Annotated in this window: 20 protein-coding genes; 8 read left to right on the top strand and 12 right to left on the bottom strand. The window is 65.8% G+C overall.

The genetic code is table 11. From position 1 onward, the window contains the following. Window positions 1-41 precede the first annotated feature (41 nt). The 3 genes from LK539_RS12450 to LK539_RS12440 all read right to left on the bottom strand — a co-directional run bounded on the left by LK539_RS12450 (window position 42) and on the right by LK539_RS12440 (window position 3,082). Entirely contained in the window at window positions 42-494 is a 453-nt protein-coding gene (locus tag LK539_RS12450; RefSeq protein ID WP_227801242.1) for a DUF2214 family protein, read from the bottom strand. A 67-nt stretch (window positions 495-561) separates the two neighbouring features. Continuing rightward, window positions 562-1,950, bottom strand: coding sequence for a YfcC family protein (locus LK539_RS12445; RefSeq protein ID WP_227801241.1), 1,389 nt, complete (start codon window positions 1,948-1,950; stop codon window positions 562-564). Window positions 1,951-1,963: 13 nt separating this feature from the next. Continuing rightward, window positions 1,964-3,082: a succinylglutamate desuccinylase/aspartoacylase family protein gene (locus LK539_RS12440; RefSeq protein ID WP_227801240.1), complete on the bottom strand. Its 1,119-nt coding sequence runs from the start codon at window positions 3,080-3,082 to the stop codon at window positions 1,964-1,966. A gap of 197 nt (window positions 3,083-3,279) precedes the next feature. Here LK539_RS12440 and LK539_RS12435 point away from each other — a divergent pair, with 197 nt between their 5' ends. The 3 genes from LK539_RS12435 to LK539_RS12425 are packed head-to-tail and all read left to right on the top strand — an operon-like array spanning window position 3,280 to window position 8,241. Further along, a complete protein-coding gene (locus LK539_RS12435; protein ID WP_227801239.1) occupies window positions 3,280-4,242 on the top strand; it encodes a MurR/RpiR family transcriptional regulator in 963 nt (320 codons plus the stop codon). 23 nt (window positions 4,243-4,265) lie between these two features. After that, complete coding sequence (locus tag LK539_RS12430) at window positions 4,266-7,022, top strand: TonB-dependent receptor (RefSeq protein ID WP_227801238.1); 2,757 nt, start codon at window positions 4,266-4,268, stop codon at window positions 7,020-7,022. A 10-nt stretch (window positions 7,023-7,032) separates the two neighbouring features. Continuing rightward, window positions 7,033-8,241 (top strand): cyanophycinase, encoded by a 1,209-nt coding sequence (locus tag LK539_RS12425; RefSeq protein WP_227801237.1) that lies wholly within the window; start codon window positions 7,033-7,035, stop codon window positions 8,239-8,241. Between the two features lie 50 nt (window positions 8,242-8,291). Here LK539_RS12425 and uvrA read toward each other — a convergent pair whose 3' ends face one another. Then, a complete protein-coding gene (gene uvrA, locus LK539_RS12420) occupies window positions 8,292-11,141 on the bottom strand; it encodes an excinuclease ABC subunit UvrA (RefSeq protein ID WP_227801236.1) in 2,850 nt (949 codons plus the stop codon). Window positions 11,142-11,592: 451 nt separating this feature from the next. Here uvrA and ssb point away from each other — a divergent pair, with 451 nt between their 5' ends. The 5 genes from ssb (at window position 11,593) to LK539_RS12395 (ending at window position 14,798) form a co-directional block, all read left to right on the top strand. After that, window positions 11,593-12,093, top strand: a complete 501-nt coding sequence (gene ssb / locus LK539_RS12415) for a single-stranded DNA-binding protein (protein ID WP_209589756.1) — start codon at window positions 11,593-11,595, stop codon at window positions 12,091-12,093. 122 nt (window positions 12,094-12,215) lie between these two features. Beyond that, window positions 12,216-12,788 carry a hypothetical protein gene (locus LK539_RS12410; protein ID WP_227801235.1) on the top strand — a complete coding sequence of 191 codons (573 nt, stop codon included), beginning with the start codon at window positions 12,216-12,218 and terminating at the stop codon, window positions 12,786-12,788. Then, a complete protein-coding gene (locus tag LK539_RS12405; protein WP_227801234.1) occupies window positions 12,776-14,068 on the top strand; it encodes a pentapeptide repeat-containing protein in 1,293 nt (430 codons plus the stop codon). The genes LK539_RS12410 and LK539_RS12405 overlap by 13 nt, the downstream gene beginning before the upstream one ends. Window positions 14,069-14,287: 219 nt before the next feature. Further along, window positions 14,288-14,413, top strand: coding sequence for a hypothetical protein (locus LK539_RS12400; RefSeq protein ID WP_229520698.1), 126 nt, complete (start codon window positions 14,288-14,290; stop codon window positions 14,411-14,413). Between the two features lie 241 nt (window positions 14,414-14,654). Further along, window positions 14,655-14,798, top strand: coding sequence for a hypothetical protein (locus LK539_RS12395; RefSeq protein WP_227801232.1), 144 nt, complete (start codon window positions 14,655-14,657; stop codon window positions 14,796-14,798). A 9-nt stretch (window positions 14,799-14,807) separates the two neighbouring features. Here the strand turns inward: LK539_RS12395 and LK539_RS12390 are convergent, their stop codons facing one another. The 8 genes from LK539_RS12390 to LK539_RS12355 form a co-directional block, all read right to left on the bottom strand. Further along, window positions 14,808-16,352, bottom strand: coding sequence for a hypothetical protein (locus LK539_RS12390; protein WP_227801231.1), 1,545 nt, complete (start codon window positions 16,350-16,352; stop codon window positions 14,808-14,810). Between the two features lie 194 nt (window positions 16,353-16,546). After that, on the bottom strand, window positions 16,547-16,942 hold the full coding sequence (gene mnhG, locus LK539_RS12385) for a monovalent cation/H(+) antiporter subunit G (protein ID WP_227801230.1): 396 nt from the start codon (window positions 16,940-16,942) through the stop codon (window positions 16,547-16,549). Further along, window positions 16,939-17,217 carry a K+/H+ antiporter subunit F gene (locus LK539_RS12380; RefSeq protein ID WP_227801628.1) on the bottom strand — a complete coding sequence of 93 codons (279 nt, stop codon included), beginning with the start codon at window positions 17,215-17,217 and terminating at the stop codon, window positions 16,939-16,941. Before LK539_RS12380 ends, mnhG begins: the two co-directional genes overlap by 4 nt. Then, a complete protein-coding gene (locus LK539_RS12375) occupies window positions 17,201-17,719 on the bottom strand; it encodes a Na+/H+ antiporter subunit E (protein WP_227801229.1) in 519 nt (172 codons plus the stop codon). Before LK539_RS12375 ends, LK539_RS12380 begins: the two co-directional genes overlap by 17 nt. Further along, window positions 17,716-19,335, bottom strand: a complete 1,620-nt coding sequence (locus LK539_RS12370) for a monovalent cation/H+ antiporter subunit D (RefSeq protein WP_227801228.1) — start codon at window positions 19,333-19,335, stop codon at window positions 17,716-17,718. Before LK539_RS12370 ends, LK539_RS12375 begins: the two co-directional genes overlap by 4 nt. After that, window positions 19,332-19,676, bottom strand: coding sequence for a Na+/H+ antiporter subunit C (locus LK539_RS12365; protein ID WP_227801227.1), 345 nt, complete (start codon window positions 19,674-19,676; stop codon window positions 19,332-19,334). The genes LK539_RS12370 and LK539_RS12365 overlap by 4 nt, the downstream gene beginning before the upstream one ends. Further along, window positions 19,676-22,597 (bottom strand): monovalent cation/H+ antiporter subunit A, encoded by a 2,922-nt coding sequence (locus tag LK539_RS12360; RefSeq protein WP_227801226.1) that lies wholly within the window; start codon window positions 22,595-22,597, stop codon window positions 19,676-19,678. The genes LK539_RS12365 and LK539_RS12360 overlap by 1 nt, the downstream gene beginning before the upstream one ends. A 280-nt stretch (window positions 22,598-22,877) precedes the next feature. Continuing rightward, window positions 22,878-23,471 carry a hypothetical protein gene (locus LK539_RS12355; protein WP_227801225.1) on the bottom strand — a complete coding sequence of 198 codons (594 nt, stop codon included), beginning with the start codon at window positions 23,469-23,471 and terminating at the stop codon, window positions 22,878-22,880. Between the last annotated feature and the right edge of the window lie 31 nt (window positions 23,472-23,502).

Below are 23,502 nucleotides of genomic sequence, written 5' to 3'. Positions count from 1 at the left end.
ATTATTCGAACCATGCGGTGGAGCCGCCCACCTACGGTCGGCTAGTAGCCGATGCCGCGCGCCATGGCCGCCGCAAGGATCGGGATCAGCGCGAACACGTGGATCTCGAGCAGCAGGATGCGGCGCAGCCCGTTGATGTCTTCCAGCGGCGGCACGAAAGCGGCATCGGCCTTGAGCAGCTTCTGCCAGGCCGCGATGCGCAGAGTCGGGCGGATCGACAGGATGCCCACCACGCCGAAAGCGGCGATCTTGGCCCAGAACATCGGATTGTCCATATAAAAATCCGCGCCCTTGGCGCCGTGCCAGACGCGGCCGAAGCCGACGACCAGGATGGCAATCGCCAGCAGGCCATAGGCGGCATCGAAGCGGCCCAGCAGCCGCACCGTGTGCGGCGACATCGCCGCGGGACGCATCAGCGCCAGTTCGGCGGCCAGCACGGCCGCGATGCCGAACACGATCAGGTGGTGGACGCTGGCGACGAAGAAATCGATCATGGCTGCGCAATGGACGAGTTGCGGGTCTCCAATGTGTCGCGTCCGCGCCGCGCTGTCAAGACAACGCTCACTGCCAGTTCATCAGGCAGGGCGGCACCAGGAGCAGCAGGGACAGCACCAGGTAGATCAGCTGCAGCAGGATCATCCATTTGGCCCAGGTCAGCCAGGGAATGCGCGCCAGCGCCAGCACGCCCACCGTGATGCCGGACGTCGGGATCATCGGCGTCGACAGCTCGCCCAGCTGGAAGGCGAGGATGGCGGTCTGGCGCGACACGCCCACCAGGTCGGCCAGCGGCGCCATGATCGGCATCGTCAGCGCGGCCTGGCCGCTGCCCGAGTGGATGAAGAAGTTGATCACCGACTGGATCAGGTACATCTTCTGGGCCGCGAACACCGGATGGCTGGACTGCACCAGCGGCATCAGTTCGTGCAGCATGGTGTCGATGATGTGGGCGTCGCGTGCGATCACCATGGTGGCGCGCGCGATTGCGATCACCAGCGCCGTCGGCGCCAGGTCTTTGACGCCCTGCATGAAGGAAGCCACCCAGTCGTCGGCGCCCAGGCGCCCGACCAGGCCGACCACGATCGCCATCGCCAGGAACAGGGCCGCGATCTCGTCGATGAACCAGCCGTACTGCACCACGCCCACCACCATCGCGCCCAGCGTCAGCGCGAAGATCGCCAGCACCGCCCCGTGGCGGCCCGTCATGCGCTCGTGCTCGTGGGCGGACAGGTCCGGCAGTTCCTGGCGCCTGGTCTGGTCCAGCACATAGGTCGGGCTGAGCGCCGGATTGCGCTTGACCCGCGCCGCGTACCACATCAGGAACAGCACCGTCACCAGGGTGGCCGAGGCCCACACTACCAGGCGGTAACCCATCCCCGAGAACACCGGCACGCCCGCGATGCCCTGGGCGATGCCGACATTGAAGGGATTCAGGAAGGCCGCGCCGAAACCGACCTGCGAGCCGAGGAAAGGGATCGAGACGCCGGTCACGGTGTCGTAGCCCAGCGCCAGCGCCAGCGGCACGAAGATCAGGATGAAGGGAATCACCTCCTCGTTCATGCCGAAGGTGGCGCCGCCCAGCGAGAACAGGGTGACGAACACGGGGATCAGGAGCGTGCGCACCAGCTGCGAGCGCGTATGGGCGCGCGCGATCGAGCGGATCGCGGTATCGATCGCCTCGGTCCGCTGCAGCACCGCGAAAGCGCCGCCGACGAACAGCACGAAGCCGATGATCTGGGCCGATTCCACGAAGCCGCGAATCGGCGCTTTCAGCAGCGCCACCAGGCCCTGTGGATTGCTGTCGACGTAGTGGAAGGAAGCCGGATCGACCAGCTGGCGGCCGTCGACCAGGTGGGTGTCGTACTTCCCGCCGGGGACGAACCAGGTCGCCAGCGCGATCAGCGCCAGGATGGCGAACAGCAGCACGAAGGTGTTGGGCATTCGAAGGCGCATGCTCATTGATTCCTCATTGACTCAGGAGAGAACCGGAACGAAAGGGCGTGGCGCCCGCGATTTTGCAGACCTGCATGCCGCGCATCAGGTGCCGGTGGGCGGTACTCGCGAACAGCAGCCCGTCCTGGCCGGCGCGCAGGGTAGCAGTGGCGCCGCTGACCGGATTGACGATGTCGGCCACCGCCTCGCCCGCCGCTACCCGGTCCCCCAGCGCTTTCAGGAACACAAGCACGCCCGATTGCGGCGCGTGCAGCGGCTCGACGCCGGCCAGTGGGGTGGGATCGCACTGCGGCGCCGGCAGCTCGCACAAGGGAATGTCGAGCAGGCCTTCGCGCGCCAGGAACTGCAGCAGCGCCTGGGCGTCCTGTTCGGCCAGGTCGTAGCGCACGTCCATCTCGCCACGCAGTTCGACCGTCACCGCGGCGCAGGCGGGCGGGATCGGGGTATCGGGACCGAAGTGCTCGGCCAGCTCCCACCACAGGCGGCTGCAGGCTTCGTCAAAGGGCGCGCCGCCCGAATCATTCGAGAGCAGCAGGGCGCGCGCGCCGAGCAAGGCAGCCAGCTGCGCGGCCTGGTCCGCCAGCGGCGTGCCGGCATACACGTGCAGCAGACCCTGGTTGTCGCAGTGCAGGTCGAGCACGATGTCGGCGTCGATCGCCATCGACAGGAGGGTTTTCTTGAGCGTCTCGGTGTGGTCTTGCGGCTCCCAGCGCGCCACCGCGGTGCGTGCGCCGGCGCGGACCAGGGCGACGTTGGCGGCGGCATCCGCACCCAGGCGGCCGGCCAGCCTCTCCTTCAGTTCTTCCGCGACGTGGCAAAAGGCGCGGTTGAAGTTGACGCCGGTGCCGAGGTCGTAGCGCCCGAAGGGCGTGCCCTGCACCAGCTGCGACAGGCCGACCGGATTGGCGGCCGGTACCAGCACGATCTCTCCCTGCACGCGTCCTTCGGCCTCGAGCCGGTCAAGCTGGCGGCGCACGAACTGCGCGACCAGCATCGCCGGCACTTCGTCCGCATGCAGGGAAGCCTGGATATACGCCTTCCTGCCGCTGCCGGGCCTGCCGTAATGGCAGGACGTGAGCTGGTAACTGGCCAGGCCGGGCTCGCTGGCGATCGGGTGAGTCTGTATATGCATGCGCAAGTCTCCATCCGCCGTCATGCGGGCTGCATGAGGGGTCGGCGGGTATGTCGGTTTTTTTACACAGCGCGAATCGGTGAAAGAATATTTTCAGATTCCTGTTGAGTTTGCCATAGAACCTGCATTACATTTGGAAAATATTTCGAAATTTGCATGTCATAAAGAAAAGCATCCACCTCTCATAAAACGCTTTGATGAGCCCTTCGACGCCGCGCAACGCCTCTCCCGACATCGGTTTCGCCGAGTCTTCGCTCGGCCAGTCGCTGCTGCGCATGCTGGCCGAGGGCTCGGCCTCCAACCGCGCGATCGCCGACTACCTGCTGCGCAACCAGGTGCGCGTGACCGCCCTCGGGATCGAGGAGCTGGCCGATGCCTGCGAGGTGTCGACGGCGACCATCAGCCGCTTCGCGCGCGACCTCGGCTTCAGGAACTACGCGGCCATGAAGAGCGCGGTGGCCGAGACCCTGCAGTCGGTGCTGCAGCCGGTCGAGAAGCTGCGCAGCACCATCGCGCGCCGCAGCGCTTCGCCGGCGCTCGAGAGCCTGGGCTATGCCGAGGCCAGCATCACCGCCACCAGCCGCGCCCTGTCCGGCACGGAGCTCGACCGCATCGGCACCATGCTCACCCGCGCGCGCACCGTCTACGTGCTCGGCTTCGGCCTGTCCACCTTCCTGGCCGGTACGCTGGCGATGCACCTGCAGCCCTTTTGCCGCCACGTGGTCGAGGTCGCGGCGGCCGGCGGCACCGAGGTCGCGGCCAGCCAGCTGGCGACCATCACCGACAAGGACGTGCTGGTGGTGATCTCGCTGCCGCGCTATACGCTGGCGGCGGTCTCGCTCACCCGCTTCGCGCGCGACAGCGGCGCCACCGTGGTCTCGATCACCGATTCTCCCGCTTCGCCGCTGGCCGAACTGGGGCACCAGGTGCTGTACGCGCACGGCACCCATCCGGTGCTGCCCAGCAGCGCGAGCGCGGCGCTGGCCATCATCGAAGCGCTGGCCGTGTCCCTGATGACCTCCAACAAGGCCAACGTCGCCAAGGCGGCGCGCCACACAGAGGCGATTGCCGCCTACCTGTATGGCGAACACCAGATCCGATCCAGCAGCACGCAGAAAAAAGAGGGCGCATCCAGGCGCCGCAACGTGAAGCAATCCTGAATCATCTTCGAGAGGAGCATTGCATGAGGAAGCACATGTCGATTGGTTTGCGGCCGACCATCCTGGCCTCGAGTATCGTGGCGGCGCTGGGACTGATGGCGCAGCAGGCCTGGGCCCAGGCCACGCCGCAGCCTGAGGCGCCCAAGGTCCACCGTGTGGAAATCACGGGCTCGTCGATCAAGCGTCTCGATACCGAAGCGGCACTGCCGGTGGAGGTGATCTCGCGCGAGACCATCGACAAGATGGGCGTGACCACCGCCGCCGAGCTGGTGAAGAACATCAGCGCCAACACGGCGCCCCTCACGGATGGCCCCAGCATCTCGGACTCGACCTCGGGCCAGCGCGGCTTCAACGGCGCCAACATGCGCGGCATCGGCGTGTCGTCCACCCTGATCCTGCTGAACGGCCGGCGCCTGGCCAACTTCGCGTCTCCCGGCGACAACGCCGGCGTCGACCTGAACAACATCCCGGCCGGCGCCATCCAGCGCGTCGAGGTGCTCAAGGACGGCGCCTCGGCGATCTACGGCACCGACGCGATCGGCGGCGTGATCAACTTCATCACGCGCAAGGACTACACCGGCATCGACCTGGCGGCGTCGGCTGCCGGCACCCAGCACGGCGGCGCCGGCAAGCGCACCGCCAGCATCAGCGGCGGCTACGGCGACCTGCAAACCGACCGCTTCAATGTCTGGGGCGTGCTCGACGTGCAGCAGCTCGACGCCCTGCGTTCCGGACAGCGCAGCTTCATCCACGACCGCCAGCTGGCCACCACGCTGCCGGCCCAGATGTCGAGCAATACCTTCCCGGCCAACGTCGACATCTCGGCTGCACAGCGCAGCGCCCTGATCGCCGCCGGCCTGCTGCCTGCGAACAGCCGGGTGAGCCGGGTCAACCCGAGCGCGCCCAACTGCAATCCTCCTGCCACCGTGTATGCGGCCCAGGGCCCGGGCGGCGTGGCCGGCTGCAGCTACGACTACATGGAAGACACCGAGATCTATCCGGATTCGCGCAAGCTCGGTTTCATCGGCCGCGCCACTTTCCAGCTTGATGCGAACAATCAGCTCTTCGTCGAACTGGTGCAGACCGAGGCCAAGACCAAGTACGTGCTGTCGCCGAACCCGGTCCGCATCCGCAACCTGCCGGTGAACATCCTGCCCGAGGCCTATCGCCGGGCGCTTACCGGCCCCGGCCTGCCCGATACCTTCAGCGGCATCCGCTACCGCATGAAGGAAGCGGGCAACCGCAGCAACGAGGTGACCAGCGAAGGCCAGCGCCTGGTGCTGGGCGCCACCGGCAACCTGGCCGGCTGGGATTACGACCTGGCCGTGGCGCGCGCCGAGAACCGCGCGGTGGACCGCTACTTCGACGGCTACGTCCTGTTCGACCAGTTCGATGCCGCCGTGCGGAGCGGCACCGTCAACCCGTTCGCGCCTTCGTCCCAGGCCGGCCTGGACCTGATCAACTCGATCAAGATCGACGACGAGGCGCGCAAGGCCAAGGGCGTGTCGACCTCGATCGACGGCAAGATGTCGCGCGCCCTGGCCACGCTGGGCGGTGGCGACCTGGCCATCGCCGTGGGCGGCGAATTCCGGCGCGAGCACCAGATGTTCACGCCGTCCGAGCTGCTCAAGTCGAACAACATCGCCGGCGACCGTGACAGCACCGTGCCGGCCGGCGAACTGCTCGAAGTCGAAACCGCCGACAACACGCGCAAGGTGGGTTCGGTGTTCACCGAGATCAGCGCGCCGTTCACCAAAGAGCTGGAGATGCAGTTCGCGCTGCGCTACGACCACTATAGCCAAGTCGGCTCCACCACCAATCCGAAGATCGGCCTGCGCTGGCAGCCGAATGCGGCCGTGCTGCTGCGTGCCTCGGCCGGCACGGGTTTCCGCGCGCCGTCGCTGTCGGACCTGAAGCGCCCCACCATCTTCGGCACCTCGGCCGGCATCCTGACCGACCCGCAGTGCGTGGCGCAGGAAGGCAGTATCGACCTGTGTACCGACCAGTGGAACGTCGAGCGCCGTTCGAACCCCGACCTCAAGCCGGAAAAGTCGCGCCAGTTCACGCTCGGCGCCGTGTTCGAGATGAACAAGCGCGCCAACTTCTCGGTCGACTACTGGAACATCGAGAAGAAGGACGTGATCAGCACCCTGGGCGAGCAGGTCATCATCGAGAACCCGGCCGCCTACAACGGCAGCTACATCGAGCGCGACGAGGACGGCTTCATCTCGAACATCCTCCTGATGAAGGAAAACCAGGGGCGCCTGAAGACCTCGGGCATCGACATCGCAGCCGACTGGCGCAGCGAACGTGGCGCGTGGGGCCGGTTCGGCGTGAACCTGTCCGGCACCCGCATCCTGAAGTACGACCGCCAGTTCGGCCCGTCCGAGCCCTTCCGCAGCAACCTGGGCGTGTTCCTGAACGACCAGGCGATCCAGAAGTGGCGCCACCGGATCAACTTCGAGTGGGACAACGGGCCGGTCACCCTGACGCTGGCGAACCAGTATTCGTCCAGCTACACGGACCAGAACACGACCTACGATCCGTTTACCGACACCCTGCTGGCGCCGAACCACGTGAAGGCCTATTCGCTGTGGGACCTGACCGGCAGCTGGGCCATCACGAAGCAGCTCAAGCTGCGCGCCGGCGTGCTGAACCTGCTCGACAAGGATCCACCGTTCTCGAACCAGGCCTGGTTCTTCCTGGCCGGGTACGACCCGAGCTACACGGACCCGCGCGGCCGCAACGCCTTCGTCAGCGTGAATTACTCGTTCCGCTAGGAGAAGGCATATGCTGAAGAGCCTGTGCCTGGCACTGGCGATGGCCGGCGCCGGCATCACCGGCGCCGCGGCCGCGGAGGTGCCGAAGGGGTCGCTGGTCATCATCGGCGGCGGCCTGCGCGCCGAGAACGCCGCGGTATGGGAGAAGATCGTGGCCCTGGCCGGCGGCAAGGGCGCACGCATCGCGGTATTCGCCACGGCCGCCGAGAACCCCACGCGCGAAGGCGGCATGGCGGTGGCCAACCTGAACCGCCACGGCGCCCAGGCCTTCCTGGTGCCGCTGGCGCCGCGCCTGGCGGGTAGCGACGTGCGCAAGGCGGCCGACGATCCGGCGATCGTGGACGCGGTGCGCGGCGCCGGTGGCGCCTTCTTCACGGGTGGCGACCAGGCCCGTATCACGGGCTCCCTGCGCCGGCCGGACGGCAGCAACAGCGCGGTGCTGGACGCCCTGTGGGCCATGTACCGGCGCGGCGGCGTGATCGCCGGCACCAGCGCCGGCGCCGCCATCATGAGCAGCACCATGTTCTACGACCCGCCGCTGGACGTGATCCCGATCCTCAAGCACGGCGTGGTGGACGGCAAGGACATCGCGCCGGGCCTCGGTTTCATCGGCGACGACGTGTTCATCGACCAGCATCTGCTGGTGCGCGGCCGCTTCGCACGCATGCTGCCGGCCATGCTGAGCAAAGGCTACAAGCTGGGGCTGGGAATCGACGAGAACACGGCCGCCGTGGTGAGTCCGAACCGCGAAGTGACGGTGATCGGTTACACCGGGGCGCTGGTGCTGGACCTGTTCGAAGCGACGACCAACAAGACCCAGCCGGTCTTCAACCTGTCGAACGCCCGCATCAGCTACGTAGATAATGGCGACCGCTTCCATCTGGTAAACCGGACCCACGTGCCGGGGCCGGTCAAGGAGCCGGTCGACCGCAACATGCGCGAGTACCGCGAGGCGCTGTTCTACACCGACATCCTGGGGAATACCTCAGTGGTCAACCTGCTCGAGAAGCTTGTCGACAGCAACCTGGAACGCGCCACCGGACTGGCCTTCGAAGGGCCGACCAGCCGCGCGCCGGAGCGCGGGTTCGAGTTCACCTTCTCCCGTGCACCGGACAGCAGGGAGTTTGTGACCAACCGCGAGGATGCGTGGTCGATCTACCGGATCAGGATGGATGTGCGGCCGGTGAAGATGCAGCAGCCGCTTTATACGGTGGAATGAAAAAGGCCGCCCCGGGAAGGGCGGCCTTTCTGTTTTTACGGACGGAAGAATCAGGCCTTCAGCAGGGGCTTGAGATACTTGCCCGTGACGCTCGCCTTGTTCTTCGCCACCTCTTCCGGCGTACCGCTCGCAACGATGGTACCGCCGCCCGCGCCGCCTTCCGGCCCCAGGTCGACGATCCAGTCCGCGGTCTTGATCACATCCAGGTTGTGCTCGATGATCGCCAGGGTGTTGCCCTGGTCGCGCAGGCGGTGGATCACCTTCAGCAGCAGGTCGATGTCGGCGAAGTGCAGGCCGGTGGTCGGTTCGTCCAGGATGTACAGGGTACGCCCGGTATCGCGCTTGGACAGTTCCAGCGACAGCTTCACGCGCTGCGCCTCGCCACCCGACAGCGTGGTCGCGCTCTGGCCCAGCTTGATGTAGCCGAGGCCGACATCCAGCAGGGTCTGGAGCTTGCGCGCGATGACCGGCACCGGCTTGAAGAACTCGTGCGCGTCCTCGACCGTCATCTCCAGTACTTCGGTGATGTTCTTGCCCTTGTACTGCACCTCGAGCGTCTCGCGGTTGTAGCGCTTGCCGTGGCAGACGTCGCAAGGCACGTACACGTCCGGCAGGAAGTGCATCTCGACCTTGATCACGCCGTCGCCCTGGCAGGCTTCGCAGCGTCCGCCCTTGACGTTGAACGAGAAGCGGCCCGCCGAGTAGCCGCGTTCCTTCGCGGTCGGCACGGTCGCGAACAGGTCGCGGATCGGGGTGAACACGCCGGTATAGGTCGCCGGGTTCGAACGCGGGGTGCGGCCGATCGGCGCCTGGTCGACCGAGATCACCTTGTCGAAGTGCTCCAGGCCGTGGATCGCATCGTGGTCGGCCGGCTCGGTCTGCGAACCGTACAGGTGGCGCGACAGGGCCGGGTACAGGGTGTCGTTGATCAGCGTCGACTTGCCGGAGCCCGAGACGCCGGTGACGCAGGTCAGCAGGCCCACCGGCAGCGTGAGCGACACGTTCTTCAGGTTGTTGCCGCGCGCGCCGGTGATTACCAGCTGGCGCGCAGGATCGGCCTTGGTGCGCTTTTTCGGCACCTGGATCTTGCGGCGGCCGTCCAGGTACTGGGCGGTCAGCGAATGCTCGCTCTGCATGATCTCCGGCAGCGAGCCGGCCGCGATCACCGCGCCGCCGTGCACGCCGGCGCCCGGACCCATGTCGACGATGTAGTCGGCGGTGCGGATCGCATCCTCGTCGTGCTCCACCACCAGCACGGAGTTACCGATGTCGCGCAAATGTTTGAGCGTCGCGATCAGGCGGTCGTTGTCGCGCTGGTGCAGGCCGATCGAGGGCTCATCCAGTACGTACATCACGCCGGTCAGGCCCGAACCGATCTGCGAGGCCAGGCGGATGCGCTGGGCTTCGCCGCCGGACAGGGTATCGGCGCTGCGGTCGAGCGACAGGTAGTCCAGGCCGACGTTGTTCAGGAACTTCAGGCGCGCCGTGATCTCCTTGATCACGCGCTCGGCGATGTCGCGCTTGGCGCCCGTCAGTTCCAGCGTCTCGAAGAAGGCCAGGGTGTCGCGCAGGGGCTTGTCCGAGACTTCATAGATGGCGCGCTGCTGGGCGCCTTGCCCGATCTTGACGAAGCGTGCTTCCGTGCGCAGGCGCGCGCCGTCGCACACCGGGCACTTTTTCTCGTTGATGAACTTGGCCAGTTCTTCCTTGACCGCCATCGAGTCGGTCTCGCGGTAGCGCCGCTGCAGGTTGTTCACCACGCCTTCGAAAGTGTGCTCGCGGATCACGGTGCGGCCACGCTCGTTGACGTAGCTGAATGGGATCGCGGTCTTGCCCGAACCGTGCAGCACGGCGTCCTGGGCCGACTTCGGCAGGGTCTCGAAGGGCTTGTCGAGGTCGAAGTCGTAGTAGGCCGCCAGGCTTTGCAGCATCTGGTAGTAGAACTGGTTGCGGCGGTCCCAGCCCTTCACGGCGCCGGAGGCCAGCGACAGGTGCGGGAAGGCGACGATGCGCTTCGGGTCGAAGAACTCGATGTGGCCCAGGCCATCGCATTCCTGGCAGGCGCCCATCGGGTTATTGAAGGAGAACAGGCGCGGCTCGAGCTCCTGCAGCGAGTAGCCGCAGACATTGCAGGCGAACTTGTTCGAGAAGACGGTTTCCTTTTCGGTGTCCATCTCGTAGGCCACGGCGCGGCCGTCGGCCAGGCGCAGCGCGGTCTCGAAGCTTTCGGCCAGGCGCTGCTTGATCTCCGGGTTCACCTTGACGCGGTCGATCACGACGTCGATCGTGTGCTTCTCGGTCTTCTTCAGCTTGGGCAGCTCGTCGATCTCGTGGATCTTGGCCGCATTTACGCCGCTGGCGACGCGGAAGCGCACGAAGCCCTGGGCCTGCATGGCCTGGAACAGGTCGGTGTGCTCGCCCTTGCGGTTGGCCACCACCGGCGCCAGGATCATCAGCTTGGTACCTTCCGGCATGGCGAGGACGGCGTCGACCATCTGCGACACGGTCTGCGCGGCCAGCGGCTCATGCGGGTGCTGCGGGCAGTAGGGCGTGCCGACGCGCGCGTACAGCAGGCGCAGGTAGTCGTGGATCTCGGTGACGGTGCCGACGGTCGAACGCGGGTTGTGCGACGTGGCTTTCTGCTCGATCGAGATCGCCGGCGACAGGCCTTCGATCAGGTCGACGTCCGGCTTTTCCATCAGCTGCAGGAACTGGCGCGCATAGGCCGACAGCGATTCGACGTAGCGGCGCTGGCCTTCGGCGTAGAGGGTATCGAAGGCGAGCGAGGACTTGCCCGAACCCGAGAGGCCCGTGATGACAATCAGCTTGTTGCGCGGAAGGTCGAGGTTGATGTTCTTCAGGTTGTGCGTGCGTGCGCCGCGGATTCGAATTTCTTCCATTAGTCTTTTTGCAGGCTTTCAGTAAAAGTTTGCAGGGCCGGCGCACGAAGGGACTGTCGCGGTGAGCGGGCCAATGGGGGAGAACCTAGTAGTGTAGCTGGTTTTTCGAAGTGCTGTACATGCATCCAGCACTTTTGTGCCGCAAGGACACGTTTCGATAGCAATCTAGAACCGTGTACATGGCAGGAACGCAGCGAGGTGTGCCGTATGTGGGCCGTTTCAGCCGCAGTTCAATGACAAAGCGTTCAGATACCCGGAATTTTTGAAGAACGGCGGGTCAAACCCAGGATTTTCCGGCTCCATCTGGCGCAAACGGACGCGTGCGCAGGAACGCAAAATGTGCTTTTTTTCTCTGCCTTTCGGCCCCATAATAGTTGGCTGCAGCATACGTTCCCTGACGTTGAGTATCTATGCAGAGTCAGGGCTCTACAAAACTCACTGGAGTATCAACATGGCATCAGTCAACAAGGTCATCATCGTCGGCAACCTGGGCCGCGACCCGGAAATCCGCTACATGCCGAGCGGCGACGCGATCGCGAACATCGCGGTGGCTACCTCGTACAAGTCGAAGGACCGCCAGACCGGCGAACAGAAAGAGCTGACCGAATGGCACCGCATTTCGTTCTTCGGCCGCCTGGCCGAGATCGTGGGCCAGTACCTCAAGAAGGGCTCCTCGGTCTACGTCGAAGGCCGCCTGCAGACCCGCAAGTACACCGACAAGGACGGCATCGAGCGCTACGCGACCGACATCATCGCCGAGAACATGCAGATGCTGGGCGGCCGCCAGGGCATGGGTGGTGGCGACAGCATGGGCGGCGGCATGGATGACGGCGGCTACGAGCCGCAGCAGCGCCCGGCCCCGCGCCAGGCTCCGCCTGCACCGGCAGCCCGTCCGCAGCCGCAGCGTCCGGCGCCGAACTTCTCGGACATGGATGACGACATCCCGTTCTGAGGTACTGAGTAGAAATAGGAAAACCCCATTACTCTTTGTAGTCATGGGGTTTTTTCTTTATGTGCCCTGTACTTGCTTAAACAGGCGAAGCGACTGCCTGCCACTATGGAAAGGAGGATCTAATGAGTTTCTTCTCACCCATTTTTAATTGGGCAAAGTCTTTGCTAGGAGGCAGTAAGGCATCGTCCGACACACCGGAGGCCTGGGAATCGCTCCCCTTCCGGTCGAACCCGGAAAGCACCCACCGTGTTCTCAACTACCTTGATGCGCTTGACAAGGGTGCTCCCACTGATGAAGCCTTCGAACAGACGCCACTGTATCCGGACCTCGGCTTTACCTCGCTCAGTTTTGCGGAGATTTTGTTTGCTCGATCAATTGCTCTGAACATCCCTCTCGAGCGCATTGTGCACTTTTTGTCCATTGGAATAGTTGAAGGTGGGGATGAGCGTTTGGCCATTCTTCTTCAACGGGTCAGTGCCTTGTCGACCTTCACCGAGGAAGAACGGGCAAAACTGCTTGAAAGTGGCTTGGTAGGGGACAGGCTAGAAATATTCCCGATTACCCAGCAGTTCAACCGTGTCGAGTTTGTCATCAAATTTTGCCGGACCTTTCCCCGTCTTAAAGAACAACGAGATCACGATGCCATAGAACTTGAATTCACTAAGATTCAAGAGGATCCCCAGTGGAAGAGGTAAGCATTCGATTGGCACGTAAACAGCATCCTCCTAGAGATGCTGAGCTTGTTGCCTCACTTGTTAAGCGCCTGAAGGAAGGACCAGGCGCATGGAATCGATGGCGCGCGAAGAATCCGGAGCAATATATCGATTTCAGAGGCGCCAACCTTAGGGAAACTCGTTTGGACCTGTCTCACTATAATCTGAGTAGGGCAAATTTCAGTGGCGCAGACATTGCTCGATTGAATTTTTGCAGGGCTTCGCTGGCTGCAGCTTATGCCTCCGAAGCGAATCTTGAAGGCGCAGATTTTTCGGCTGCAGATCTGTCTGGTTCATACTTCCATGATTGCCGTTGTTCATTGGCGAACTTCACTGGATGCGACCTGCGAGTAGCGAAGTTTTCCGACTGTTTCTTTATGCTTTCATCGTTCGATGACTCGAACATGAGGCGCGCGGATTTCGCGATGTCCCATTTCTCCGAAGTCAGCTTTAACCGCGCCATTCTGGCAGAGGTGAAGCTGAAAGACGCCATCTTCCGCAGATGCGAGTTTGCCGCAGCTGACCTGCGCAACGCCAATCTCATCGGTGCGAGTTTCGTCGATGTGCGCCTCTCTCACGCAAATCTCAGCGGCGCGCGCGTATATGGCACCTCCGCCTGGTCAGTTGACCTTACAGACGCAAATCAGTCAGGCATTGTCATTACTCCTGACGGCGAATCAGAAATCACGGTAGACAGCCTTCGTATCGCCCAATTTGTGTACGTGCTGCTAACCAACACGGAAGTGCGGGACATCATCGATACAATCGCCTCAAAGGTTGTTTTGATCATTGGACGATTTTCGTCAGAACGCAAACCTGTTCTAGATGCATTGAGGGTCACTCTTCGCAGTCACAATTTCACGCCTATCATTTTTGACTTTACGCGTCCAAATTCCAGAAGCTTCATCGAGACCGTCGCGACACTGGCAGCCATGTCGAAGTTCGTTATTGCCGACTTGACCGATGCGAAAGTGGTACTGCAGGAGTTGCAAATGATCCTCTCAACATTGCCGTCTGTCCCCGTACAGCCGCTCATCGCCGCCGGAACAACACCAAGCGCTACACTGATCGACTTTATTACCTACTCATCGTTTCTTAATATTTATGTCTACGACACTACGCAAACGCTTCTTGATGACATTTACGCTGCCGTCATTGCTCCAGCAGAGCAACGTATTGCTGAGATCGTAGCTCAAAGAGAGCGCGCTGAAAAACTTCTCAAATCGCTGACTATTGAGCGCTCACCGCCCGCAAAGGGGTAGTCAGATGCTCAGGACGAAGGATGCGGAACAAGCGTGCGTGCCGATGCTGTCCAAGCGCCTACACTGCCTGCCGAGCAGTTCCCGTCGACCTCAACCTACGAGAGGACAGCCATGCCACGCATCCAGACCTCCGGCCCCCACGCTACCGAGCTGTACTACTACGAACAGGGCTAGGGTAAGCCCGTCGTGCTGATCCACGGCTGGCCGCTGAGCCACCGTATGTGGGAATCGCAGATCACCGCCCTGGCCGAAGCCGGCTACCGCGCCATCGCCTACGACCGCCCTTCCTGCTCAAGACCGACGACAACCCGGAAGGTGTCGACCAGTCCGTGTTCGACGGCATGATCGAGGCCGTGCGCAAGGACCGCATCGCCTTCCGACGCGACTTCTTCTACAACTTCTACAACCTGACAAGGGCCGCAAGGATGGCCAGGAGCTGGTCGCCTTCAGTGAGTGGATCGCCTGGGAAGCTTCGCCACTGGCGACTCAGGAGTGCATCAAGCCGTTTGGCGGCACGGACTTCAGCGCCGACCTGGCCAGGCTCGACATCGCGACCTTGGTCGCGCACGGCGATGCGGATAAGATCGTGCCGATCGAGGTCTCAGGCCAGCGTTCGCAGGTGATGATCGCCGGCAGCCGCCTGAAAGTCGTGAAGGGCGCGCCGCATGGCTTCGCGGCCATCCACCCCGAGCAGCTGAACCGGCTGATGCTGGACTTCCTGGCGTCCTGAACCGGGAGCTCAGCGCTTCGCCGACGGATCGGCAACCAGTAGCAGGCGCTCCACCTGCGTCGCATTGCCGGCCCGGTCGGTCACCCTGATCTTGAGCGAGGCGTAACCCGGTCGGCAGAAGGTATGGCGCACGCTGACGTCGCCCTGGCCGCGCCGCTCGCGCAGGCTGGGCACTGGTTGCGGACAGCCGTCGCCGACGCTTGCCGAGGCCAGGTGCGACTCGGCGACAGCGCTGTCGACGAACGGGACCGTGAAGTCGACCGTGGCGCCCAGCGCGACCACGCCGTCGGCGGCCCCGCCGGAGATCGGGCCCAGCACCGGCGCGGGCGTTCCTTCCCGCCCCGGGCGCAGCATGACCAGCCCGGCGTTGGAGTCGGCCAGGATGGTGCCGCCGTCGTTGATCGCCCGCGCGGCGTACAGCACCAGACCGGCGGGCGCCCGATAGAGCCGGGTGTTCAGGTCGATCGGGCTGGCGACGCCGTTCCAGTAGGTGGCGCGCCGGCTGCCGCTGTCGCCGTCGTTGGGCGTAGGGTCGATGAGACCGACCATTTCGCGCCGGTTGTTCAGGGCCAGTACTTCGCCGTGCGGCGCGCCGCCCATGGGCAGGGAGCGCACGCCGGCGCGCCACGACCAGATGAAGGGCCGCTGCAGGCTCGGGGCGCTGTCGAGGATTGTCATGTTGCTGCCCGCGACCTCGCCCGCGTCGTTGAGCGCGGTGAAGTTGACGAAGCCGGTGGTCGGGCCGACCGGCACCATGCCGTATCTGCGGCTCCACAGGAAGCCGAACTTGTTGCCGCCCTTGTAGTAGTGGCCGAGCACCTGGCCGCTGGCATTGACCTGCGTGGCGGTCGAGAAGTCGCCGCCGAAGGTGCCCAGGTCGATCGCCGTGCCGTCCGGGTTCCAGACGATGGCGTGGTTGTCGTGCCAGGTGACCTCGGCTTCGCCGACCGCCATGCCGCTGTCGTTGATGGCGACCGCGCGCGCGGTCCGGGCCGTCTGCGGCGCCAGGTGGTCAAGGCTGCCATCGGGATTCCAGCGCGCGGCAAGCGGGTAGATCCCCACCGCCGAGCGGATCCTGCCTACGATCTGGTTGCGGTTGTTGATGGCAAGCGCGGCGCCGCTGGCGGGACCGGACACGGCGTTGTTGCGCGGCAGGACGCGTAGCCCGCGCGCGGATGTCCAGGCGAACGCCCGGTAGTCGCCAGTCGCGGTCTGGAGTTCGCCCACGACGACCCCGTGGTCGTTCAGGGCGTTGACGTAGCTGTACGATCCGCCCGCCAGCCCTACCGCGTGGATGCGCCTGCCATCGAAAAACCCGTGCTGCCGGTCGTCGAGCAGTACGCTGGTGAACGCGGCCTGGCCGCGCCCGTTCAGGACCGCCGAGCCGGCGTCGCGGCCGAGATTGATGACGCTGTATTCGAGTGGACGCGCATAATGCGCCGCCTCTGCCGGCGCGCCCGGGGCGGGAGCGGCGCCGGCGTGGAAGGCGATGGCGGCAGGCACGAACAGGCTGGCCCACCGCAGGCGGGCCTTGATGCTGGGAATGGATGTCATGGGAGCCTTGGTCAGGAGGTTGGAAAGCGCCAGACCTCACTGTAGGCGCGGCTCCCGACGCCGGCATGGGCTCAGCTCAAACCGACAGCGGAACCAAAGTCCCGATCAACATTGATGCATCCCCGGCTGCACGGCGGCAATACTGCCCGCAAGAATCGCTTTGCACATCGAGCAGGACGATGCCGCCGGCAGCGCTACTGACCCGGGATACCCTTGTCGGACTCTTCGGGAATGACATACACATCGCCCGCCGTGGCCCCGGCCTCATGCTTGCGCGCCCGCAGGTCGCGGTACACGGCCGCGCGCATGATCGTCATCGACACCACGGGCGCCGTCATCAGGATGAACACGGCGATGATGATCTCGTGGATGACCGGGCGCGACTGCGCCGCCGTGAAGTAGACCATCGAGGCCAGCAGCAGGCAGCCGGCGCCGAGCGTCACCGTGAGCGCGGGGCCATGGATGCGCTGGTAGAAGGTCGGCAGGCGCAGCAGCCCGAGGGCGCCGACCAGGACGATGCTGGCGCCCAGCACCAGCAGCACGGCCACCGGCAGCGCCGCCCAGGCGGGGATGTGCTCGATGCCGCTCATTCGATGATCTCCCCGCGCATCAGGAACTTCGCCATCGCCACGGTTGACACGAAGCCGACCAGCGCGATCAGGATCGCCACCTCGAAATACACCTGGGTGCCGAAGCGCACGCCCAGCACCAGGGCCAGCAGCATGCCGGACATCCACAGCGTGTCCAGGGCCAGCACACGGTCGTGCGCCGACGGGCCCACCAGCAGCCGCAGCGCGCACAGCCCCATCGCCACCAGCACGCACACCAGGGCGTAGCCGATCGCCAGTTCAAGCAGGGTTTGCATCATTCGTCTCCGATTCAAAGATCTCGATCAGCGGGCGCTCGTAGCGCCCCTTGATGGTGTCGATCCACCACTGCTGGTCGTGCAGGTCGAACACGTGCAGCGACAGTTCGTATGTCTCCGGCAGGATCTCGACCCACACCGTCCCCGGCGTCATGTTGATCAGGCAGGACAGCATCGCCAGGCCGTAGGGGTCGCGGATCGTGAGCGGCACGCGGATGAACTGGGCATTCACGGTCCGGTAGTCGCGCAGCAGGATGATGCGCGACACGTTGAAGCACGAGCGCACGATCTCGACGAAGGCCATGCCCATCAGGCGCAGGAAGGTGAGCGGCGCGCGCAGGCGCGGGTAGCCGAAGGGCTGCAGCCGGCGCGTCAACAGCGGCACGGCGATGCCGAGCAGGGCGCCGAACAGCAGGTTGGCCGGGTCCAGGGTCTGGTTCAGCAGCAGCCACAGCGCGCACAGCGACAGCGACACGATGGGATAGGGCAGCCAGGGCGTCATGGCCTGCCTCCCGCCGGCCCCGGCACCGGCGCCGTGCCGAGCACGCGCTCGATGTACAAGACGGGCTGGTGCAGGTCGGCGCTGGCGCGCGCCAGATACGCGACCACCGGCTGCGCCTGCACCGTCAGCAGCACCGAGACCAGCAGCAGCGCCGCCACCGGCAGCGCCTCTGCGGCATGCAGGCGCGGCGGGCCGATCGTCTCGGCGGCCCAGAAGGTACGCACGCCGAAGCGCATCAGCGACACGATGGCGACCAGGCCGGAAGCGATCACCAGCGCCATCAAGGCCCAGCCGCGGGCACCGATCGGAGGCAGTCCGGGCCCCGGGTTGACCAGCGCATGGAACATCCCGAACTTGGCGACAAAGCCCGACAGCGGCGGCAGGCCGGCGATCATCAGGGCGCAGGTGGCAAAGGCGAGCGACAGGAAGGCCATCGCGGCCGGCACCCCGCGCCCTTTCGGCTCAGCGGGCATGTCTTCGACCGCATAGGCTTCCATGGTCAGCGCCAGCATCGCCGCGCCGGGCGTGCGGATGCGGTCGACCAGCTCGATCAGGAGCACGAAGGCGGCGATCGCGATGGTCGAGGCGAGGAAGTAGTACAGGCCGGCGGCGACCAGCGGCTGCTGGCCATAGCCGATCACGGCCAGCAGCGTGCCCGAGGAGACGATGGCGGCATAGCCGGCCATGCGTCCGACGCCGTCGGTGGCCAGCATGCCCGCCGCGCCGAACACGATGGTCGCCATGCCGCCCCACAGCAGGGCGTCGTAGCCGAAGCGCGCGGCCTCGCCGGCACTGTCCGAGAACACCAACAGCCAGATGCGCAGCACCACGTAGGCGCCGACCTTGGTCATCAGGACCAGCATCGCCGCCACCGGCGGCGAGGCGGCGTCGTAGGTGGTCGGCAGCCAGAAGCCGAGCGGCCACATCGCCCCCTTGGCCAGGAAGGCCAGTGCCAGCACCGCCACCCCGGCCTCCAGCAGGCCCAGGGCCTCCGGCGCCAGGTGCGGGATGCGCCCGGCCAGGTCGGCCATGTTGAGGGTGCCGGTGGTGGCGTAGATCAGCGCCACCCCGATCAGGAACAGCAGGGCCGCGAGCAGGTTCACCGCGATGTACTGCATGCTGGCGCGCAGGCGCGCCACGTTGTAGCCGTGCAGGACCAGGCCGTAGGAGGCCGCCAGCATCACTTCGAAGAACACGAACAGGTTGAACAGGTCGTGGGTCAGGAAGGCGCCGTTGATCCCCATGAGCAGGAACTGGAACAGCGAATGGAAATGCACGCCGATGCGGCTCCAGCGCGGCTGGGCGTAGTGCAGGGCGGCCAGGGCCAGCAGCGCCGTGAGCACCAGCATCAGGCTTGATAAGCGGTCGGCCACCAGCGAGATGCCGAAGGGCGCGGCCCAGTTGGCGGCGAAATAGGGCTGGACGCCGCCGGGCCAGCGATTGTCGGTGAGCAGCACCAGCGCCAGCGCGTTGGCCAGCAGGCCGAGCACGGACAGGTAGCCGGCCGCGAACTTCAGCCGGTGCCGCCCTTCCGTCAGCGGCACCAGCAGCGCCCCGCACAGCAGCGGCAGCAGCACCGGGACGATCACCAGGTGGCCGGTCCAGTCGAGCGTCATGCCTCGGGTTCCTCCCCGTCCACGTGGTCGGTGCCGCTCAGGCCGCGCGCGCCGATCATCACCACCAGGTACAGGGCGGTGGTGGCGAAGCCGATCACGATGGCGGTCAGCACCAGCGCCTGCGGCACCGGGTCGGCGAGAAGCACCGGGTCGGGCACGGTGCCGGGCGGCGTCAGCGGCGGCTGGTCGATGCTCAGGCGTCCCATCGCGAAGATGAAGAGGTTGACGGCATACGACATCAGCATCAGCCCGGTCAGCACCTGGAAGCTGCGCGGGCGCAGCACCAGCCAGATGCCGGAGCCGAACACGATGCCGATGGCGAGCGACAGCACGGTTTCCATTACTGGATCTCCTTGGGCGGGGGCATGGCGGCCAGTGCGGCGGCGCGGGTAGCGGTGGGCGGCGTGCGCCGGCTGCGCAGCGACTGGTGCGCCAGCGCCACCAGGATCAGCATGGTGGTGCCGACCACCACCAGGAACACGCCGAGGTCGAACACGAAGGCCGAGGGCAGGTGCAGCTCGCCCAGCAGCGGCAGCGTGACGTGGGCCGTGTGGCTGGTCAGGAAGGGGTAGCCGAGCAGCCAGGCGCCGATGCCGGTGGCGCAGGCGATGGCCAGGCCCCAGCCGATCCAGCGGTGCGGGCGCAGGCGCAGGTGCGACTCGACCCAGTCGGTGCCGGCCACCATGTACTGCACGATCAGGGCGGTGGCGAAGATCAGGCCGGCCACGAAGCCGCCGCCCGGCAGGTTGTGCCCGCGCATGAAGAAATAGACGGCGATGACGCCCATCACCGGCAGCAGGAAGCGCAGGTAGACCGCCTGCACCATCAGGTAGCCGTTGCGCGCCTGCTGCCCCGGCTTCTGGCCCACCGCCGGGTCGACGTCGCTGGCCTGCTGGACCGGGATCGCGACGCTCTCCGGCGCCGGGCGGAAGCGCCGCAGCAGTGCGTAGACCGTGAGCGCCACCGCCGACAGCACGGTGATTTCGCCCATGGTGTCGAAGCCGCGGAAGTCGACCAGCAGCACGTTGACGACGTTCGCGCCGCCGCCCTCGGGCAGGGCGCGCTGCACGAAGAAGTCGCGCAGGCCGGCACTCGCGCCTTCCTGCGGCGAGGTGAGGACGGCGTAGCTGGCCGCGGCCAGCCCGAGGCCGCCGGCGACGGCGACCAAGGCGTCGCGCGAGCGGCGCAGCCAGGCGCTCGGCGGGATGCGCGGTCCCAGGTTTTTCGGCGGGAAGCGCGGCGGCAGCCAGCGCAGGCCGAGCAGGATCAGCACCGTGGTCACCGTCTCGACCATCAGCTGGGTCAGCGCCAGGTCCGGCGCCGACAGCCACAGGAAGGTGGCGCTGGTGGCCAGGCCGGTGCCGCCGACCAGCGCCAGCGCCGCCAGCCGGTGGTACTTGGCTTTCCAGGCCGCGGCCACGGCGCAGCCTGCGCCGATCAGCCACAGCAGCGCGAACAGGGGATTGGCATTGGCCAGCTGCGGCGCGGCGAAGTCGCGCACCGGCTGCGCCAGCAGCAGCGGCACGGCCACCATCGCCGCCACCAGCACCAGCAGCTGCGGCTGCAGGCGCCGGGTGCCGGTCCAGCGCAGCAGCCAGGCCGCGCCCTGCGCCAGGCCGAGCATGATGTTCTCGTACAGCTGCGCGCCCTTCAGGCGGTGCAGCACCGGCACCCGGTCGCGCTGGGCCAGCTCGAACCAGTTGCGCAGGACCAGGTAGGCGATCACGCCGCCCGCCAGCGCGATCACGCTCATCAGGAGCGGCAGGTTCACGCCGTGCCAGATCGCCAGGCTGTACTCGGGCATGGTGGGGCCGAGCACCGCATGCGCGGCCACCGCCAGCACGTCGCCCACCACGCGCTCGGGCAGCACGCCCACCGCGATGCACAGCAGGACCAGGCACTCGATCGGCACCCGCATCCAGCGCGGCGGCTCGTGCGGGTCTTCCGGCAGGTCGTGCGCCAGCGGCCCGAAGAAGACGCTGATGAAGCGCAGCGAGTAGATCACGCTGAACAGGCCCATCAGCCCAGCCGCCACCGACATCCACCAGTTCTCCGTGCCGCCCACGATCATGGTCTCGGCGAAGAACATCTCCTTGGACAGGAAGCCGTTCATCAGGGGCACGCCGGCCATCGCGGCGCTGGCCACGATCGCCAGGGCCGCCGTATGCGGCATGGCGCGCTTCAGGCCACGCAGCTGGCGCATGTCGCGCGTGCCGCTTTCGTGGTCGACGATGCCGACCGCCATGAACAGCGAGGCCTTGAAGACCGCGTGGTTCATGGTGTGGAAGATCGCCGCCACCACCGACAGCGGCGTGCCGATGCTCAGCAGGACCACGATCAGGCCGAGGTGACTGATGGTGGAATAGGCCAGCAGGCCTTTCATGTCGACCTGGAAGATGGCAAAGAAGGAGCCGAGCAGCAGGGTCGCCACGCCGGCGCTGCCGAGGATCCAGGTCCACTCCTCGGTGCCGGCCAGGGCCGGCCACAGGCGGATCAGGAGGAACACGCCGGCCTTGACCATGGTGGCCGAATGCAGGAAGGCGGAGACCGGGGTCGGGGCCGCCATCGCGTGCGGCAGCCAGAAGTGGAAGGGGAACTGCGCGCTCTTGGTCAGCGCCCCGAGCAGCACCAGCACCAGGGCCGGCAGGTACCAGTCGTGGGCGCGGATGCGGTTGCCGGCGGCCAGCACGGCTTCCAGCTCGTAGCTGCCCGCGATGTGGCCGAGCAGAAGCACTCCCGCCAGCAGGCACAGGCCGCCGATGGTGGTCACGGTAAAGGCCATGCGCGCGCCGCGGCGGGCATCGTTGCGCTCCTGCCAGTAGCCAATTAGGAGGAAGGAGGTGACGCTGGTTAGCTCCCAGAACACCACCAGCTGGATCAGGTTCCCCGACAGGACCACGCCCAGCATCGCGCCCATGAACGCCATCATGTAGGCGTAGAAACGGGCCACCGGGTCACGGCGCGACATGTAATAGCGCGCGTACAGCAGCACCAGCACACCGATGCCGAGCACCATGACGGTAAAGACCCAGGCCAGGCCATCCATGCGCAGGCTGATGTCGAGGCCGTAGGCGGGCAGCCAGCCGTAGCGTTCCTCCGGCACTGTGCCGTCCGCGATCGGGTCGAACTGGCCGATGGCCAGCGCCAGCGCTGCCAGGGTGGCGATGCCGGCGACGGCCGCCGGGCGGTCGCGCGAGCCGACGGGCATGCAGGCTGCGATGAAGGACGCGGCGAACGGAAGCAGGAGCAGTAGCAGCAGCATGGTGCTCAGCTCCGCGCCGGTGAATCAGCCATCGCCACCGCCTTCGTCGCGCGCCGGCAGGGTATCGCAGCGGACTCCCGGGCTGGTCGCCGGCAGCAGGCATCTGGGCGGCAGGGCGCGGCCGGTGCTGTCGTTCACGCAGATCTCCATGTGGCAACGAAGTGGCAAATAGGTCCACTTTAGCGTTTTTACATGGAATGCGGCAACGCGTTTCTTCTGAGTCAACGTACCCGTGCGTGCGCGCCGCCTGTGTTCCTCAGTGCGTCACGACAGGACCGGTTCAGGCCGTGACCGCCACGGCTGGTTCGGCTTCAGCGGCAGATGAATACGCCGCACGGACTTCCTGCGAACGGTCCTGGGTGGGCCCGGCCTGGTGCTTCGACCGTGCCCTGGCCTCAGCCTGCTGCTCGAGCTTCTTCTCGTAGGCGGCGCGTTCCTCGTCGCTGACCTTCTTGTCCGAGTTCGTGTCCGCTTCGGCAATGTAGTCGGCCGATTCGGTCTCGCTCGACGCCGAAGTGCTGCCACCTGCGGGTGCAGCACCCCGTGCGACGCCGGCAGGAGCCGCTGTCGTGCTTTCCGTGGCGCCGTCCGATTCTTCGGTGCCCACCGATTCCTCGGCTGGCGTCGTGGTCTCGTCCACGGCGTGCCGCACGCGCGCTGCGTCCGCTTGCGCCTGTAGCTGGTCGCCGACACGCGCGGTGGCGCTCGAGAGGGTGCTCTGCGTCTCGACGCTGGCCTCCGTTGCGGCGCTGTCAGTGGCGGAAACGGATGTGGCGGCCGGCCCGACCGCAGCTGGAGCTTCTTCGGACCGGGTCTTTCCTGCTTGTGTTACAGAGGTCTGCGCCAGGGCGGCGCTGCCGATACTCGTAAGCATATCAATCCTTGCGTGAATGTCGTCACGTTGT

It is taken from the genome of Massilia sp. IC2-476 (assembly GCF_020707295.1).
In the GTDB taxonomy this organism is placed as follows: Bacteria; Pseudomonadota; Gammaproteobacteria; order Burkholderiales; family Burkholderiaceae_D; genus Telluria.
The sequence above is the reverse complement of the archived record's forward strand: the minus strand, read 5'-3'. Positions and strand labels throughout refer to the sequence as shown.

What these genes read in the sequence shown, in the direction of transcription:
- LK539_RS12450 (WP_227801242.1), bottom strand. Translation starts at nt 494, where the DNA reads ATGATCGATTTCTTCGTCGCCAGCGTCCACCACCTGATCGTGTTCGGC.
- LK539_RS12445 (WP_227801241.1), bottom strand. Translation starts at nt 1,950, where the DNA reads ATGCGCCTTCGAATGCCCAACACCTTCGTGCTGCTGTTCGCCATCCTG.
- LK539_RS12440 (WP_227801240.1), bottom strand. Translation starts at nt 3,082, where the DNA reads ATGCATATACAGACTCACCCGATCGCCAGCGAGCCCGGCCTGGCCAGT.
- LK539_RS12435 (WP_227801239.1), top strand. Translation starts at nt 3,280, where the DNA reads ATGAGCCCTTCGACGCCGCGCAACGCCTCTCCCGACATCGGTTTCGCC.
- LK539_RS12430 (WP_227801238.1), top strand. Translation starts at nt 4,266, where the DNA reads ATGAGGAAGCACATGTCGATTGGTTTGCGGCCGACCATCCTGGCCTCG.
- LK539_RS12425 (WP_227801237.1), top strand. Translation starts at nt 7,033, where the DNA reads ATGCTGAAGAGCCTGTGCCTGGCACTGGCGATGGCCGGCGCCGGCATC.
- uvrA (WP_227801236.1), bottom strand. Translation starts at nt 11,141, where the DNA reads ATGGAAGAAATTCGAATCCGCGGCGCACGCACGCACAACCTGAAGAAC.
- ssb (WP_209589756.1), top strand. Translation starts at nt 11,593, where the DNA reads ATGGCATCAGTCAACAAGGTCATCATCGTCGGCAACCTGGGCCGCGAC.
- LK539_RS12410 (WP_227801235.1), top strand. Translation starts at nt 12,216, where the DNA reads ATGAGTTTCTTCTCACCCATTTTTAATTGGGCAAAGTCTTTGCTAGGA.
- LK539_RS12400 (WP_229520698.1), top strand. Translation starts at nt 14,288, where the DNA reads ATGTGGGAATCGCAGATCACCGCCCTGGCCGAAGCCGGCTACCGCGCC.
- LK539_RS12390 (WP_227801231.1), bottom strand. Translation starts at nt 16,352, where the DNA reads ATGACATCCATTCCCAGCATCAAGGCCCGCCTGCGGTGGGCCAGCCTG.
- mnhG (WP_227801230.1), bottom strand. Translation starts at nt 16,942, where the DNA reads ATGAGCGGCATCGAGCACATCCCCGCCTGGGCGGCGCTGCCGGTGGCC.
- LK539_RS12380 (WP_227801628.1), bottom strand. Translation starts at nt 17,217, where the DNA reads ATGCAAACCCTGCTTGAACTGGCGATCGGCTACGCCCTGGTGTGCGTG.
- LK539_RS12375 (WP_227801229.1), bottom strand. Translation starts at nt 17,719, where the DNA reads ATGACGCCCTGGCTGCCCTATCCCATCGTGTCGCTGTCGCTGTGCGCG.
- LK539_RS12370 (WP_227801228.1), bottom strand. Translation starts at nt 19,335, where the DNA reads ATGACGCTCGACTGGACCGGCCACCTGGTGATCGTCCCGGTGCTGCTG.
- LK539_RS12365 (WP_227801227.1), bottom strand. Translation starts at nt 19,676, where the DNA reads ATGGAAACCGTGCTGTCGCTCGCCATCGGCATCGTGTTCGGCTCCGGC.
- LK539_RS12360 (WP_227801226.1), bottom strand. Translation starts at nt 22,597, where the DNA reads ATGCTGCTGCTACTGCTCCTGCTTCCGTTCGCCGCGTCCTTCATCGCA.
- LK539_RS12355 (WP_227801225.1), bottom strand. Translation starts at nt 23,471, where the DNA reads ATGCTTACGAGTATCGGCAGCGCCGCCCTGGCGCAGACCTCTGTAACA.